Here is a 14,779-nt window from a genome sequence, read left to right as displayed (position 1 = left end):
GGAAGCGGTACCCGGTGACCCCCAACGACGACCAGACCCCCCGTACCAGCCCCACCCCCCACCCCCTGGACGACCAACTCCCGCCGTCCCTCTTCGCGCCGCCGGGCAAGGGGTCTCCGCCCCCGCTGTTCGGACCCGCCGTCGACAGGGCCCCGTCGACGGGCGGAGCGCTGCCGGACCCTCCCGCGCCCTCGGCCACCCGTCCGCCCCCGTCCCCGCCGGGCGACGAGCCCGCGCCGCCGCCGCTGTTCGGCCGCGCGGACCGGGACCGCGACTCCGCCCCGCCCGGCACCGGGGAGGCGCCGCCCACGACTCCCCGGGCCGGAGCCCCGGAGCCTCCGGGCGTGAGTCTGCACCTCGGCCCGTCCCCGGACCGGCGGACGGGCGGGCCGCTGTCGGCCGCCGCTGCCGACGGCCGCGCCGACCCGCCCCCGGCCGGTGAGCGTCCCGCCTCCGGCGGCCCCGCCCCGGACCGCCGGCCGGACGCGCCGGCCCCGGCCGCCGCTGCCGACGGCCGTCCCGCCCCCGGGGGTCCGGCGGGCGGGCGGCCCACCCCCGCGCGCCCCGTACCGCTCGACGGGAACCTCCACCTCAAGCCCGTCCGGCGGGCCAGGACGGAACCCTCGGCGGACTGGACCCCGCATCCGTCCTACGGGGCCGAGCCGGGGGCCGGGAAGGGCTCCGCCCCGAAGGCCCCGAAGGCCCCGAAGGCCCCGGAGGCCCCGAAGGCCCCGCCGGGCCGCGGGCCGCGCGCCGACGACCCCGGGCCCGACACCGAGCTGGACCTCGTCCTGGACCTGGCCTCCGGCGACGGGGCCGCCTCCGCCACGTTCTCCGTGCCCGTGACCCTTCCCGTGCCCGCGTCCCCGACCGCCGCGACGCCCGCCTCCGCCGCGACGACGCCCCCGTACCCCGGCCGCCGCCACTCCGTCATCGCCAACGAGACCACCGCCTCCATCCCCGTGCACCTCCTCTTCCGCGACGACCAGGAGCCCGCGGGGCCGGGCGCCGCGGCGGCGCTGCCCGCGACCGTCGTCCGCCGCCCCGCCACCGGGGACCGCTCGCCCGCCACCCGGCGGCCCCCCGTCCCGCGCTCGCCGCAGACACGGGTCCAGCCGTCGACCCGGCCCGCCCCGGTCGCCGACCCCCGTCTCGCCGAGCGGCCCGGCCCGGCCCTTCCCGGCTCCGCCGCCCTCCTCGTCGGCGCGGCCGGAATCGCCGGCGGGCTGGCCGTCCTGTGGTGGCGCGGCGCGCTGCCCGCCGCCTGGCAGACGGCCGTCGGTCTCGCCCCCCGGGCCGACCTCGGCGTCGGCGTCGGCGCCTGGGCCCTGCTCGCCCTCCTCGCCACCGTGGTGCTCCTGGCGCTCGGCGGCCTCGGCCGGGGCCGGGTCGGCTACGCGTGGGTGCTGACCCTCTTCGGCGACTACCGGGGCAGCGTCCGGCGCACCGGCCTCGTCTGGGTCTCGCCCCTGCTGCTGCGCCGCCGCGTCGACGTACGGCTGCGGCACTGGCGCAGCGAGCCGCTGCCGGCCGTCGACGCGAACGGCACCGCGCTGCGCGTGGTCGTCCTCGTGGTGTGGCGGATCGACGACACGGTCCGGGCCGTCCTCGGCATCGAGGACCACGAGGCGTACCTGAGCGCACAGGTCGAGGCGGCGATGGCCCGGGTCCTCTCGCAGCTGCCCGCCGACGCGTTCCACGAGGACGCCCCGAGCCTGCGTGACGCGGAGGCCGTCGGCGACGCCCTGACCCGGATGCTGAAGGCGGACTGCGAACCGGTGGGCGTGGAGGTGTACTCGGCGCAGCCGACCGGCATCGAGTACGCCCCCGAGGTCGCGGCGGCGATGCAGCGGCGGCGGATCGCCGCGATCGACTCCAAGCACCGGGACAGCGTGCTCACTTCCGTGGTGGACGCGGTCGACGACACCGTCAACCGGCTCACCACGCGCGGCATCGTCGAACTCGACGACTACGAACGCAAGGCGCTGGTCAAGGACTTGACGGTCGCCTTCTACACGGGTCGCAGCGGGGGAGGAGACGGCGCCTGAGGCGCCCGGGGGAGCGCCGGGGGAGGCCGGCGAGGGATGCGGGGGCGGTTCGGGGCAGTCGGCCGACCGCTGGAATACAACCCCTCATTGGTCTGGACATGTTCACGTCCCGTCAATAATCTAAGACTTGGTCTAGACCGCAGTACCTCGCATGCACACAGCACCACGCACCACGTACCAAGCGCGCAGCAGTCGAGCAATGCTCATGGAACCTCCCCCACGTTCTAGAGGAGCGACAGCCCATGCGGAAAAAGGCAAGCGCGGCCGTGATCGGTCTGGCGATAGCGGGCGTCTCGGTGCTCGCGACCACGAGCGCCAGCAGCCACGGCTACACGGACTCCCCGATCAGCCGTCAGAAGCTCTGTGCCAACGGCACGGTGACCGGCTGCGGCAACATCCAGTGGGAGCCGCAGAGCGTCGAGGGGCTCAAGGGCTTCCCGGCGGCAGGACCGGCGGACGGCAAGATCTGCGCCGGCGGCAACGGACAGTTCGCCCAGCTCGACGACCCGCGTGGCGGCAACTGGCCCGCCACCCAGGTCACCGGCGGCCAGGGCTACAGCTTCCGCTGGCAGTTCACCGCCCGCCACTCCACCAGCGACTTCCGCTACTACATCACCAAGGACGGCTGGGACTCCACCAAGCCGCTCACCCGGGCCGCTCTCGAATCGCAGCCCTTCATGACTGTGCCGTACGGCAACAAGCAGCCGCCGGCCACCCTGACCCACCAGGGCACGATTCCCACGCAGAAGAACGGCAAGCACATCATCCTCGCCGTCTGGAACGTCGCGGACACCCCCAACGCGTTCTACGCCTGCTCCGACGTTAAGTTCTGACGCTCCTTCAGTTATCGTGCGGCGCCATGAGCAGTACCGGCACCGTCGCGGAACTCGTACGACGTCAATGGGGTGACCACCGGCCCGCCCTGAAGCACGGCCCCACCGTGCTCAGTCATCACCAGGTGGTCGAGGGCGCCGCCGCACGGGCGGCGCTCCTCGCGGACCTCCTTCCGCGAGGCGGTGAGCCGCATGTCGGCCTCCTGCTGGACAACACCCCCGAGTTCCCGCTGTGGCTCAGCGCGGCGGCCCTGGCCGGGGCCGCCGTCGCGGGGATCAACCCGACCCGGCGCGGCCCCGAACTGGCCCGCGACATCCTGCACACCGAAGCCCCGGTGCTGATCACCGAGCGCGCGCACCTGCCGCTCATCGACGGCCTGGAGCTGCCCGGCGTACGGGTCCTGGTCACCGACACCGAGGCGTACGCCGCCCTGCTCGCCCCCTACGCGGGAGCCCGGCCCGGCGACGCCGTCGTCGCCCCGGTCGGCGGCGACACCCGCATGCTCCTCTACTTCACCTCCGGCTCCACCGGCGCGCCCAAGGCCGCGATCTGCACCCAGGGCCGGCTCGCCGGCGCCGGCGCGTCCCTGGCCCGGCACTTCGGCGTACGGCCGGACGACGTCCACTACATCTGCATGCCGATGTTCCACGGCAACGCGGTCCTCGCCGACTGGGCCCCCGCGCTGGCCGCCGGGGCCGCGATAGCGCTGCGCCCCCGCTTCTCCGCCTCCGCCTTCCTCGACGACGTGCGCGCCTACGGGGCGACGTACTTCACCTACGTCGGGCGGGCCGTGCAGTACCTGCTGGCCACCCCCGAGCGACCCGACGACCGGGACCACCCGTTGCGCCTGGGCTTCGGCACCGAGGCGGGCGCGGTGGACGCGGCCCGGTTCCGGGAACGGTTCGGGGTGCGGCTGGTCGAGGGGTACGGCTCCTCCGAGGGCGGTGCCGCCATCCAGCGCACCCCCGGCACCCCGCCGGGGGCGATCGGCCGGGCCGCCCCCGCCGACGACCTGGCCGTCGTCGACCCGGAGACCGGTACGGAACGGGCCCCGGCCCGCTTCGGCCCGGGCGGGCGGCTCCTCAACGGGGACGAGGCCATCGGCGAGCTCGTCAACCGGGGGCCGACGCCCTTCGAGGGCTACTGGCGCAACCCGGAGGCGGACGCGGAGCGGGCGCGCGGCGGCTGGTACTGGACGGGGGACCTCTTCTACCGGGACGCCGACGGCTTCCTCTACTTCGCCGGCCGCACCGACGACCGGCTCCGCGTCGACAGCGAGAACCTCGCCGCCGCGACGATCGAGCACATCCTGGCCCGCTGGGAGGAGGCGGTCGCCACCGCCGTCTACGCGGTCCCGGACCCGGTCACCGGCGACCAGGTGATGGCCGCCCTGGCGCTCCGGGAGGGCGCGGTCTTCGACCCGGCGGCCTTCGCCGCGTTCCTGCGCGCCCAGCCGGACCTGGGGACGAAGATGGCCCCCCGGTTCGTCCGGATCCTCGACCGGATGCCGGTCACCGCGACGAACAAGATCCACCGGGTGGCGCTCCGCCGGGAGGGCTTCCGCCGCGCGGGCCCGGTCTGGTGGGACCCGGCAGGCGACGGCTCGTACAGGCCGCTCGACGCCGAGGCCCTCGGGGCCCTGCTCGCCCAGTACGCCGCACACGGAAGACCGCTCTGACCAGGGATGAAGCACAGTGGGCGGCCTCCGTGAAGGAGACCGCCCACTGTGTGTCGTGCGCCGTCAGGGACTCGAACCCCGGACCCGCTGATTAAGAGTCAGCTGCTCTAACCAACTGAGCTAACGGCGCCTGCTGACTCGAAAATAATACCTGGTCCCCAGGGGTGCTGATGACACCCGCCGACGGCGCCCCCTCGCCGGGTCCACCAGGCCTGTGGGGCGGCTGCCCACCGGGTCCGACACCCGGTGCGACCGCTACAGCGCCAGCGAGAGCAGGACCGGCGCCGCCCGGCGGCTGAGGGTGTCGGCCGCCGCCCGCAGCCGGTGCGCGTCCTCGACCGGCAGGGACAGGGCGAGGCAGCCCGCGGCGGAGCCGGCGGTCAGCGGCACGGCCGCGCAGACGGTGCCCACCGCGTACTCCTGGAGGTCCAGCACCGGGACCGTGGCGGACTGGGCGTCGAGCTGGGAGAAGAGGACCTTCTCGTTGGTGATCGTCCGGGAGGTGAGCCGGGCCGTCCGGTGCCGGGAGATGTGGTCGCGCCGCCCTTCGTGGTCGAGCTGGGCCAGCAGGCACTTGCCGACCGCGCTGGCGTGGGCGGCGGAGCGGAAGTCCACCCACTCGTTGACCGCCGGCGTCAGCGGCCCGTCCGCGACCTGCTCCACGCTGATCTCGCCGTCGACGTACCGGCTGAGATAGACCGCCGCGCCGACGGAGTCGCGCAGCTCGGCCAGGGTGTTCTGGAGGCGGTCCTCCAGGGCCTGGCGGCGGGCCGCCCCGGAGCCGAGCAGCAGGAGGGACGCGCCGATGACGTACGCGCCGTCGCTGACCTGCTCCACATAGCCCTCGCGGCGCAGGGTGAGGAGCAGGGAGGCGAGGTGGCCGGTCGGCAGCCCCGTCTCGCGGGAGATCCGGGCCTCGGTCACGCCGTTGCCGTGCCGGGAAACCGTTTCGAGCACGCGCAGGGCGTACTGCACCGAGTGGAACGGTGCGGTCGGCTCGGGCTTCAACGCCACGGTGTCCCCCTACCAGGTTGTGACCGCAAGCTTTCGCCCCACGATAGCCGTCGGAAGGCCGCCGCGGGGCGGCAGTTGGCGGGTCGGTGGGCGCGCCCCGGAGCTGTCAACTGGGGCGCACCCGCCTGGCATATGCCAGCGTCATGGGCGGTGGCTCAACCGGGAGGTCACAGCACCGCGTTGAGGAACTCGCGCGTACGTTCGTGTGACGGATCGGAGAAGATTTTCTCCGGGGACCCGGCCTCCACGACCCGTCCCGCGTCGAACATCAGCACCTTCTCCGAGACGTCCCGGGCGAAGTTCATCTCGTGGGTCACGCAGAGCATGGTGATGTCGGTGTTCCGGGCGATGTCCCCCAGCAGCTCCAGCACGCCCGCCACCAGTTCCGGGTCGAGCGCCGAGGTCACCTCGTCCAGGAGCAGGATCTCCGGCTCCATCGCCAGGGCGCGGGCGATGGCGACCCGCTGCTGCTGGCCGCCGGAGAGCTGCGAGGGATGGGCGTCGACCTTGGCGGAGAGGCCGACCAGGTCCAGCAGCTCCCGGGCCCGGACCTCGGCCTCCTCGCGGCTCTTGCCGAGCACGCTGACCGGGGCCTCGGTGATGTTCTCGATCACCTTCATGTTCGGGAAGAGGTTGAACTGCTGGAAGACCATCCCGATCTTCTTCCGGGACTCGCGCAGCCGCTTCTCGCCCGCGGGCTTCAGCGAACCGTCCGGCGTGCGGACGTGGGACAGCGGGGAACCGTCGACCCAGATCACCCCGTCGCTGACCTTCTCCAGCGTCATCAGGAGCCGCAGGATCGTCGTCTTGCCCGAGCCGCTCGGCCCGATCAGGGTGACGTGCTCGCCGCGGTCCACGGTGAAGTCCAGCTCGTCCAGCACGACGTGGTCGCCGTAGCGCTTCACCACCTTGTCGAACCGCACCAGCGGCTCGCCCGTGCGCGCCGTGGCCGGGACGGCGTCCTGCGGGGCCGCGGCCGGCCCCGGGGACTCCGTCTTCTTCAGGGGGAGGGGTTCAGTGGCCAAGGCGCTTCTCCAGCTTTCTCATCAACAGCGACGTGGGGTAGCTCGCGACCAGGAAGATCAGGCCGGCGAGGGTGAACACCTCGGTGTACGCGAACTGCTCGGCCCCGTACTTCCGGGCCTCGAAGACCATCTCCTGCACCGTGATCACGGCGAGGAACGGCGTCTCCTTGAACATCGAGATCGCGTAGTTCCCGAGCGCGGGCAGCACGTTGCGCACCGCCTGCGGCAGGATCACGGCCTGCCAGGTGCGGCGGGGCGACAGCGACAGCGCGCGGCACGCCTCCCACTGGCCCTTCGGCACGCCGTCGATCCCGGCCCGGTAGACCTCGGAGGTGTACGCGGCGTAGTGGACGCCCAGCACGGTGATGCCGATGTACAGCGGCTCCACCGTGGTGAACAGGGCTGCCGCCCCCACCAGCTGGACCAGCAGCGGGGTGGAGCGGACGAACTCCGTGACGAGCCGCACCGGGACGGTCACGAACGTGCTGGGCGCGCGCCCGGCCATCGCGACGACCAGCCCCAGCACGGCCGCCACCAGGGTGCCGAGCACCGTGGCGAGCAGGGTGACCTTGAACCCCTCCAGGAGGAGGGGCAGGGACTCCCCGACGGCGTTCCAGTCGAAGCCGTTCACCGGGTACCTCCCACGGCGGTCGTGGACACGCTGCGGCTCTTGAACAGGCTCCTGGCGCCAATGTCCAGGCCGAGCCGCCGCTTGGCGCTCCGCTCCAGCAGATTCATCAGCATCGTCAGCGCGTACGCCAGGACGAAGTAGGCGGCCAGCAGGGTCAGATAGGCGGTGAGGGTCTCACCGGTACGGTCGCGCAGCTGCTGGATCACCGTCATCAGGTCGGCGGCCGAGATCAGCCACAGCAGCGGGGTCGCCTTCAGCAGCTGGATCAGCAGATTGGTGAAGCTCGGGATCATCTGGACCCAGGCCTGCGGCAGGATCACCTTCCACAGCCGCCTGGAGGGGCTCAGGTTGAGCGCGATCGCGGCCTCGTACTGTCCGCGCGGTACGGAGTTGATCGCGCCGCGCACCACTTCGGCCCCGTAGGCGCCGAAGTTGAGGCCGAACGCGACCACGCCGCAGATCACCGGGGTCAGTTCGTAGCCGGTCAGCAGCGGCATCGCGTAGTAGAGCCAGAACAGCTGGATGTAGAGGGAGGTGCCCCGGAAGAACTCCACGACCACCCGGGACACTCCCCGGGCCAACAGCAGCCGGCTGCCCGCCATCAGCCCGAGCGCGAAGGCCAGCACCCCGGCCAGCAGCGCGCCCAGGACCGTGGCCTGGAGCGTCACCCACAGGCCCGAGCGGACTCGGGGGAACTCCTCGAAGAGGAGGGAGAAGAAGTCACTCATGCGTGTGCGTCCGCCCCGTCAGCCCTTGCACAGATCAGCGGTCTTCAGGTCGGCGGGCGGGATCTCCGTCTCCCCGAACCCGTACGGCTCCAGCAACTGCACATAGCGGGAGCGATCGGACACGATCTTCTTGAGCTCGCGGTTGAAGGAGTCCCGCAGGTCCTCGTTGCCCTTGCGGAACACCGCGCCGCCGGGGGAGAACTGGGCCTTGCCGTCCAGCTGCGGCACGAACGCCTCGGTGACCTCGGTGTCCGGGTTGGTCTTCGCCAGCCAGCGCAGCGAGATGCCGGTGAGCAGGAAGGCGTCCACCCGGCCGCCCTTGACCGCGTCGGCCCCGTCCTGCGGCTTCTGCAGGGTCTTGATCTTGTCCTCGGCTATGCCGGCGCCCTTGGCGTAACTGCCCTCGACCGCGCCCGACATCACGCCGACGGTGATCCCCGCCTCCTTCGCGGAGGCCAGATCGGTGATCTTCTTCGGGTTGCCCTTGCGCACCATCAATGCGGTGGGCGAGATGAACTCCGGCTCGGAGAAGATCGCGTTGTCGCAGCGCTCCGGGGTGATGGCCATGCCCGCGCTGACCACGTCGTACTTCCCGGCCTGGAGCCCGGGGATCAGCCCGTCCCACTCGGAGAGCGTCGGCTTCAGCTCGTCCACCCCGAGCGCCTTGAAGATCTCCCGGTGCAGTGTCGGGGCCTCGCCCTTGAGTTCCTTGCCCTCCACGTATCCGTACGGGGCCTCGTTCGCGTAGGCCACCCGCACGAAGCCCTGCTTGCGGAGTTTGTCCAGGGCGCCCTCGCCGGTCGCGGAGCCGGCGTCGGTCTTGCTGCACGCGGTGAGGAGGCCGGGAACGACGAGGAGGCCGCCCACGGCCGCCGATCCGTTGAGGAAACCCCGGCGGGACAGGTTCGGGAATTCAGCCATGGTTCGCAATCTCCTGGAGGTCGAACAGTCCGGACAGGGTGAGCGCCTGCCCGATCCCGTACGTCTATGCAGGAGGCCGGAGTCATGTAACCCAACAGTGGCCGGAAGGTGACCTTCCCGTGCCCGAAGGGGGGGCGGAGGGCGACCGGGGGTGTGCGGGGCGTGTTCCCCCGTCACACGGGATTCATGACTCCGCATCAGCCGCTTCTGTGATCAGCTGACTCCATGGTTGCCCTGTGGGCAAGCGTCGTAGCGGTCGGAGGCGCCCGCAGGGGTGTCGTGATCACGCACCTCTTCCAGTCGACCGCCCGGGACCGGACCGAGCGCGACGCCCCGGACGCCGGGGCGAGGGAGGCGGTCGAGGCGTTCGTCACCCGGGCGGCGCCGCTGACCCGTTGACCCGGGGGCCCGTGCCGGGGTCCGGACCGGCGCCCCCGGGAAGGTCGGCGGAGGGGACGTAGCCGCGTTCCTTGTCGACCACGTTCGGCAACGGCTCGCCCCGCGCCCACTGTTCGTACAGCGCGACGAACTGCTCGCCCAGCCGGTCGCGCCACCCCACCGTGGCCCCGCTCGGGTACGGCGACAGCAGCAGCCCCGGGACGTCCCGCGAGGGGCCGTCCGGCCCGGGGGGTTCGCCCTCGGACACATCGAGCGCGGCACCCGCGAACCAGCGGCGCTCCAGCGCGTCCTGAAGGCCGGACCGCACCACGCACGCCACCGGCCCCACGCTGATGAACCGCGCCGACGGCTGGAGCAGGCCGAAGAACCGGCGGTCGAACATCCCGCGCGTCGCGTCCGTCAGCGGCACCGCCGCGATCACCCAGTCCGCCCGGGCCGCCAGCCGGTCCAGGTCCGCCGCCCCGTGGATCGTGCGCCGCGCGGTCCGCCCCACCAGGGCGACGCGCACCCCCAGGCCGTGCAGCAGCCGGGTGATCTCCCGGCCGACCGGCCCCGCGCCGACCACCACCGCCCGCGCGCCGGCGACCTGCTGCACCTCGCGGTGGCGGGCGCGTCCCCGGAGCTCCGGGGCGCCGGGGAGGTCCTTGGCGAACGCCAGCACCAGCCCCGCCACGTACTCGGCGACCGGCCGCTCGAAGACGCCCCGCGCGTTGGTGAGGACGGTGTCGGACGCGGCCAGCTCCGGGCAGAGCACCCGGTCCACGCGCACCCCCGCCGTGTGCACCCAGCCCGGTCGCCGCCCCGGACCCGGCCAGGCCGCCCGTACCGCGTCCGACGCCGCGTCCCACACGAGCAGGACGTCGGCGGCCGGGAGCAGTCCGGCGAGCGAGGAGGCGTCCGCGTGCCGCACGTCCACCCGGCCGGTCAGCCGGCCCAGTCGCGGGGAGGGCGCGGTGTCGAGGACGAGCAGGACGGGATCCGGCATCGCTGGTCAGCCCTCCGCGACGGAACGGTACGTAACGGTCCGCCCACGCTCGCAGCAGGTTCCCCCTGCGTCAACGAGGCCCGGCCGCGCGCCCCGGTGCCCGCCCGGGGGAATACTGGGAACAGGCCGGGGCAAGAGTGACCGGTCGCGCGGTCACGGCCGCCGGAGCGCCCGGAGGGCCCGCGGCGGCCCGTAGCGGGGTCGCCCGCCGTGCGGCGAGCCGTCGACGTACAGGAAAGGGTGGACATGACGACCGTAGGACTTCTCTACCCGGGCCACGCCGCCGAGGACGACTTCCCACGGACCGAGATCCTGCTCGACACCGATATCCGGCTGCCCCTGTTCTCCACCGAGACCGGCGAGGACGCCTACCGCCCCGACGCGCTGCGCGAGCAGGGCGAGGCCGCCCGGATCGCCGAGGGCGTCGAGGAGCTGCGCCTCGCCGGGGCCGAGGCCCTGGTCTGGGCGTCCAGCGGAGGCAGCTTCGGGCAGGGCTGGGAGGGCGCCCACGAGCAGATCGCCACGCTCGCCCGGACGGCCGGGCTGCCCGCCTCCAGCACCTCCATAGGCTTCGGTCACGCGGTACGGGAGCTGGGCGCACACCGGGTCGCCGTCGCCTCCCCCTACCCCGAGGACGTCACCGGGATCTTCGCCGGCTTCCTGGCGTCGGCGGGCGTCGAGGTGGTGGCCGCGGCGTCCGGCGGGGCCGCCTCGTCGGCCGAGGCCGGTTCCTGGGACCCGGAGCGGGTGAAGGGGCTGGCCCGGGAGGCCGACCACCCGGACGCCGAGGTGGTGCTGATCCCGGACACCTCCCTGCACACCGTCGCGTACGTCCCCGAGCTGGAGGAACTGCTCGGCAAGCCCGTCCTCACGGCGAACCAGGTCACGGTCTGGGAGGGGCTGCGCCTCACCGACCGCCGGACGTGGGCCCCCACGCTGGGCACCCTGTTCGCCACCCGTGAGCCGGTGCTGCGGAAGCTGGAGCCGAAGGGCATCGAGGTACGGGAGTAGCCTCGGCGTCCGGTCGTCGGGGCCCGGCGCCCGGCCGGGTCCCGGGTGCGGTGCGGGAATAAACGGAGCCATCCTCCTGTTGCACCCCTCCGACACGCAGCCGTACGACAGCAGCACCGGGAGAGGCCGACACGTGGACGAGATCCGAGGCGACGAGACCCGCAGCGACAGGAGTGGTGACCCGACCGGGGGCGCGACCGGCGGCCCCGCCGACGCGGACGGCATCCGGGGCGCCGCGGCCGGAACGGCCGCCGTTCCGCTGTCCGTCCTCGATCTGGTCACCGTCGGGCAGGGCCGCACCGCGACCCAGGCGCTGCGCACCAGCGTGGAGATCGCGAAGCTCACCGAGAGCCGCGGCTTCCACCGCTTCTGGGTCGCCGAACACCACTCCATGCCCGGCGTCGCCTCGTCGTCCCCGGCGGTGATCCTGGCGCACATCGCCGCCCACACCGAGCGCATCCGGCTCGGCTCCGGCGGCGTGATGCTGCCCAACCACGCGCCGCTGGTCATCGCCGAGCAGTTCGGCACCCTGGAGGCGATGGCGCCGGGCCGGGTCGACCTCGGTCTCGGCCGCGCCCCGGGCACGGACGGCGCGACGGCGGCGGCCCTGCGGCGCAGCGACCGGCTCAACGAGGGCGCGGACGACTTCCCGCAGCAGCTGATGGAGCTGATCCGCTTCCTGGACGACGACTTCCCCGACGGACACCCGTACAGCCGGATCCACGCCGTACCGGGCCCGGTCCAGGCGACCGCCCCCGGCGGCGTGCAGTCCCCGCACCGGCCGCCCGTCTGGCTGCTGGGCTCCTCCGGCTTCAGCGCGCGGCTGGCCGGCACGCTGGGGCTGCCGTTCGCCTTCGCGCACCACTTCTCGGCGCAGAACACCATTCCCGCGCTCGACCTGTACCGCGAGTCCTTCCGGCCCTCCGCCGTGCTGGACGCCCCGTACGCCGCGATCGGGGTGTCGGCGCTGGCCGCCGACGACGAGCGCGCGGCCCGCCGCGAGGTGCTGACCGGCGCCCTCTCCATGGTCCGGCTGCGCACCGGCCGGCCGGGGCTGATCCCGAGCCCCGAGGAGGCGGCGGCGTACGACTTCTCCCCGATGGAGCGGGAGTTCGTCGACGGCTGGCTCGCCAACGTGATCCACGGCACCGCCGACGAGGTCCGCGGCGGCCTCGACGACCTGACCAAGCGGACCGGCGCCGACGAGCTGATGATCACCGCCAACGCGCACGGCGGCGAGGCGCGGCTGCGCAGCTACGGACTGATCGCGGACGCGTACGGCCTGCCGACCGCTCCGTAGCCCGTGCGCGGCCCCGGCCGGGTGGGCCGGGGCCGGTGACGCGGGAGGACCTCCCGGCCCGGTGGAGCGGCGGCGGGTCCCGGCGCGGTGGCTCGGGGGGAGCGTCCCGGCCCGGTCGCGCGGGAAAGGGCCCCGGCGCGGGGGAGCATCAGCCCTCCAGCGGCCGGGACCCGATCAGCCCGGCGATCTGCTCCGGCGCCACGGCCCGCGAGTACAGCCAGCCCTGCCCGGTGTCGCAGCCGATCCGCCGCAGCCGCTCCGCCTGCCCGGCCGTCTCCACGCACTCCGCCGTGACGGTCAGGCCCAGGCGGTGCGCCAGCTGCACCATGGCCTCCACGATCGTCTCGTCGGCGGGGCTCGGATGCGTACCGTCCTCGTACCGGAAGCCCTTCACGAACGCCCCGTCCAGCTTCAGCACGGAGACGGGCAGCCTGCTGAGGTAGGCGAGGTTCGAATAGCCGGTCCCGAAGTCGTCGATGGCGATCCGCACGCCCATGTCGCTCAGCGCCTGGAGCGCCCGCAGCGGACGGCCGCCCGACCCCATCACCGCCGACTCGGTCAGCTCCAACTGGAGCAGGCCCGGGGCCAGTCCGGTCTCGGCCAGGATCTGCGCCACGTCGGCGACCAGGTCGGAGTCCCAGACCTGCCGTACGGCGACGTTGACGCTGATGAACAGGGGCGGCTCGTCCGGGTGGTCCAGCTCCCAGCGCCGCGCCTGGCGGCACGCGGTGCGCAGGATCCACCGGCCGAGCTGGACGATCGAGCCGTCCTCCTCGGCGATCTGGACGAACCGATTCGGCGGCAGTACGCCGAACTGCGGGTGGTTCCAGCGCACCAGCGCCTCGACACCGCGCAGCACCCCGTCCGCCATCCCCACCAGCGGCTGGTACTCCAGTGTGAACTCGCCGCGTTCCACGGCGGGCCGGAGCGTGGAGGAGAGGGACTGCCGGGTCATGCGGTGGGCGTTGCGCTCGGGGTCGAACAGGGTCCAGCGGGCCTTGCCGTCCGCCTTCGCCCAGTAGAGCGTGGTGTCGGCGGCCTGCATCAGGCCGGTGGGCGAGGTGCCCGCCGCGGTCCGTTCGACCACCCCGATCGACGCGGAGACCGAAAGTCGCTGTCCGGCGAGGTCGAAGGGCTGCTGGAGCGCGGCGAGGACCGAGCGGGCCAGCTCGGCGAGTTCCTCCGTGCCCGCCGAGTCCTCGACCAGGATCGCGAACTCGTCGCCGCCCAGGCGTGCCACCAGCCGGCTGCCGCCGGGCCGGCGCGAGGCGTCGTTCTCGGCGCAGTCGGTGAGCCGTGCGGCGACGGCGGCCAGCAGCCGGTCCCCGGTCCGGTGCCCGAGGGTGTCGTTGATCGCCTTGAAACCGTCCAGGTCCAGGTAGCAGAGCCCGATCCGGGCGTGCTGCCGCGGCGGCATCGAGTCGTCCTGGTACGGCGGGGTCTCCAGGGCCGAGGCGAGGCGCTCGAAGAACAGCGTCCGGTTGGGCAGCCGGGTCACCGGGTCGTGCATCTGGAGGTGGCGCAGCCGCTCCTGGAGCTCGCGCCGGTCGCTGACGTCCGCGACCGTCAGCAGGACCCGGGCGGGCTCCGCGGCGGACGCTCCGGTCATCGGCACGACGGTGATCTCGGCCCACAGGGAGCGCCCGTCGGGGTGCTTGAGGCGGCGGGTGCAGCGGAACCGGGAGCGGCGGCCCAGCAGGACCTCCCGGTAGGCGTGCCAGGTGCGGTCGTCGGACGCGAGGTCGAGCAGCTCGCTCGCCCGGCGTCCGGCGAGGACCGCGGCCGCGGTGCCGAGGAGCCCGCCGAGCGCCTCGTTGGCCCGTACGACGTGGCCCCGGCCGTCGACGACCCCCATGGGCAGGGTGGCGGCGTTGAAGGCGGCCCGGTGGTCGCGGAGTTCGGAGGCGATGGGATCGCCGTCGTCGGGGGGCGGGGGCGCTCCGCCCGGGCTCCCGGTCGGCGGGTCCGTGACCGCCGGGTCCATCGCCGCCGCATGACGCTCCGTGACCGGCGCGGGGGGCACGCCGGAGGCCGTGCCTGCCGGGGCGCCCGGCCCTTCGGAGGTTCCGTTCACCGCTCGCTCCCGCTGTGAAGGTCGTCGTGAACTGGTGGGGTCGGACTGGCCACCGTGTGGCGGTCCCGTGAACGGGCCCGTGCCACGCGGGAAAGCGTGGTGAAGCATAGAGGGTGCCGCGTCGGGCGTTC

At 73.5% G+C, this 14,779-nt stretch carries 12 protein-coding genes and 1 tRNA gene; 5 read left to right on the top strand and 8 right to left on the bottom strand.

Annotated features, from left to right (window positions below):
* Positions 1-14 precede the first annotated feature (14 nt).
* The 3 genes from DTB53_RS12950 to DTB53_RS12940 all read left to right on the top strand — a co-directional run bounded on the left by DTB53_RS12950 (position 15) and on the right by DTB53_RS12940 (position 4,560).
* Positions 15-2,048 carry an SPFH domain-containing protein gene (locus tag DTB53_RS12950; RefSeq protein ID WP_241777153.1) on the top strand — a complete coding sequence of 678 codons (2,034 nt, stop codon included), beginning with the start codon at positions 15-17 and terminating at the stop codon, positions 2,046-2,048.
* 242 nt (positions 2,049-2,290) lie between these two features.
* Entirely contained in the window at positions 2,291-2,881 is a 591-nt protein-coding gene (locus tag DTB53_RS12945) for a lytic polysaccharide monooxygenase auxiliary activity family 9 protein (protein WP_003968946.1), read from the top strand.
* Positions 2,882-2,907: 26 nt separating this feature from the next.
* Positions 2,908-4,560, top strand: coding sequence for a long-chain-fatty-acid--CoA ligase (locus tag DTB53_RS12940; RefSeq protein WP_012380806.1), 1,653 nt, complete (start codon positions 2,908-2,910; stop codon positions 4,558-4,560).
* A gap of 56 nt (positions 4,561-4,616) precedes the next feature.
* On the opposite strand, the gene DTB53_RS12935 is transcribed toward DTB53_RS12940, so the two are convergent.
* From DTB53_RS12935 to DTB53_RS12905, 7 genes are all read right to left on the bottom strand, one after another.
* A tRNA-Lys gene (locus tag DTB53_RS12935) sits at positions 4,617-4,690 on the bottom strand.
* Between the two features lie 125 nt (positions 4,691-4,815).
* Complete coding sequence (locus tag DTB53_RS12930) at positions 4,816-5,574, bottom strand: IclR family transcriptional regulator (protein ID WP_003968948.1); 759 nt, start codon at positions 5,572-5,574, stop codon at positions 4,816-4,818.
* Positions 5,575-5,741: 167 nt separating this feature from the next.
* The gene (ehuA, locus tag DTB53_RS12925; protein ID WP_003968949.1) at positions 5,742-6,599 is read right to left on the bottom strand and encodes an ectoine/hydroxyectoine ABC transporter ATP-binding protein EhuA; all 858 of its coding nucleotides are present in this window, start codon (positions 6,597-6,599) and stop codon (positions 5,742-5,744) included.
* Positions 6,589-7,230 (bottom strand): ectoine/hydroxyectoine ABC transporter permease subunit EhuD, encoded by a 642-nt coding sequence (ehuD, locus tag DTB53_RS12920; protein WP_003968950.1) that lies wholly within the window; start codon positions 7,228-7,230, stop codon positions 6,589-6,591. The genes ehuA and ehuD overlap by 11 nt, the downstream gene beginning before the upstream one ends.
* The gene (ehuC, locus tag DTB53_RS12915; RefSeq protein ID WP_012380808.1) at positions 7,227-7,958 is read right to left on the bottom strand and encodes an ectoine/hydroxyectoine ABC transporter permease subunit EhuC; all 732 of its coding nucleotides are present in this window, start codon (positions 7,956-7,958) and stop codon (positions 7,227-7,229) included. The genes ehuD and ehuC overlap by 4 nt, the downstream gene beginning before the upstream one ends.
* A gap of 18 nt (positions 7,959-7,976) precedes the next feature.
* Positions 7,977-8,879 carry an ectoine/hydroxyectoine ABC transporter substrate-binding protein EhuB gene (gene ehuB / locus DTB53_RS12910; protein WP_012380809.1) on the bottom strand — a complete coding sequence of 301 codons (903 nt, stop codon included), beginning with the start codon at positions 8,877-8,879 and terminating at the stop codon, positions 7,977-7,979.
* A 370-nt stretch (positions 8,880-9,249) separates the two neighbouring features.
* A complete protein-coding gene (locus DTB53_RS12905; protein ID WP_003968956.1) occupies positions 9,250-10,263 on the bottom strand; it encodes an NAD(P)-dependent oxidoreductase in 1,014 nt (337 codons plus the stop codon).
* 246 nt (positions 10,264-10,509) lie between these two features.
* On the opposite strand from DTB53_RS12905, the gene DTB53_RS12900 reads away from it, so the two are divergent.
* Positions 10,510-11,274 carry a maleate cis-trans isomerase family protein gene (locus tag DTB53_RS12900; RefSeq protein ID WP_012380810.1) on the top strand — a complete coding sequence of 255 codons (765 nt, stop codon included), beginning with the start codon at positions 10,510-10,512 and terminating at the stop codon, positions 11,272-11,274.
* A gap of 133 nt (positions 11,275-11,407) precedes the next feature.
* Positions 11,408-12,574, top strand: a complete 1,167-nt coding sequence (locus DTB53_RS12895) for an LLM class flavin-dependent oxidoreductase (protein ID WP_012380811.1) — start codon at positions 11,408-11,410, stop codon at positions 12,572-12,574.
* A gap of 148 nt (positions 12,575-12,722) precedes the next feature.
* Here DTB53_RS12895 and DTB53_RS12890 read toward each other — a convergent pair whose 3' ends face one another.
* Positions 12,723-14,648, bottom strand: coding sequence for a putative bifunctional diguanylate cyclase/phosphodiesterase (locus DTB53_RS12890; RefSeq protein ID WP_042497119.1), 1,926 nt, complete (start codon positions 14,646-14,648; stop codon positions 12,723-12,725).
* Positions 14,649-14,779: the final 131 nt, after the last annotated feature.

It is taken from the genome of Streptomyces griseus (assembly GCF_900460065.1).
Taxonomy (GTDB): Bacteria; Actinomycetota; Actinomycetes; order Streptomycetales; family Streptomycetaceae; genus Streptomyces; species Streptomyces griseus.
Note: the sequence above shows the minus strand (reverse complement) of the source record. Positions and strands in the feature narration are given on the sequence as shown.

Excerpts from the sequence above, each read along its gene's own strand:
- DTB53_RS12945 (WP_003968946.1), top strand. The coding sequence starts at position 2,291 with ATGCGGAAAAAGGCAAGCGCGGCCGTGATCGGTCTGGCGATAGCGGGC.
- DTB53_RS12940 (WP_012380806.1), top strand. The coding sequence starts at position 2,908 with ATGAGCAGTACCGGCACCGTCGCGGAACTCGTACGACGTCAATGGGGT.
- ehuC (WP_012380808.1), bottom strand. The coding sequence starts at position 7,958 with ATGAGTGACTTCTTCTCCCTCCTCTTCGAGGAGTTCCCCCGAGTCCGC.
- ehuB (WP_012380809.1), bottom strand. The coding sequence starts at position 8,879 with ATGGCTGAATTCCCGAACCTGTCCCGCCGGGGTTTCCTCAACGGATCG.
- DTB53_RS12905 (WP_003968956.1), bottom strand. The coding sequence starts at position 10,263 with ATGCCGGATCCCGTCCTGCTCGTCCTCGACACCGCGCCCTCCCCGCGA.
- DTB53_RS12900 (WP_012380810.1), top strand. The coding sequence starts at position 10,510 with ATGACGACCGTAGGACTTCTCTACCCGGGCCACGCCGCCGAGGACGAC.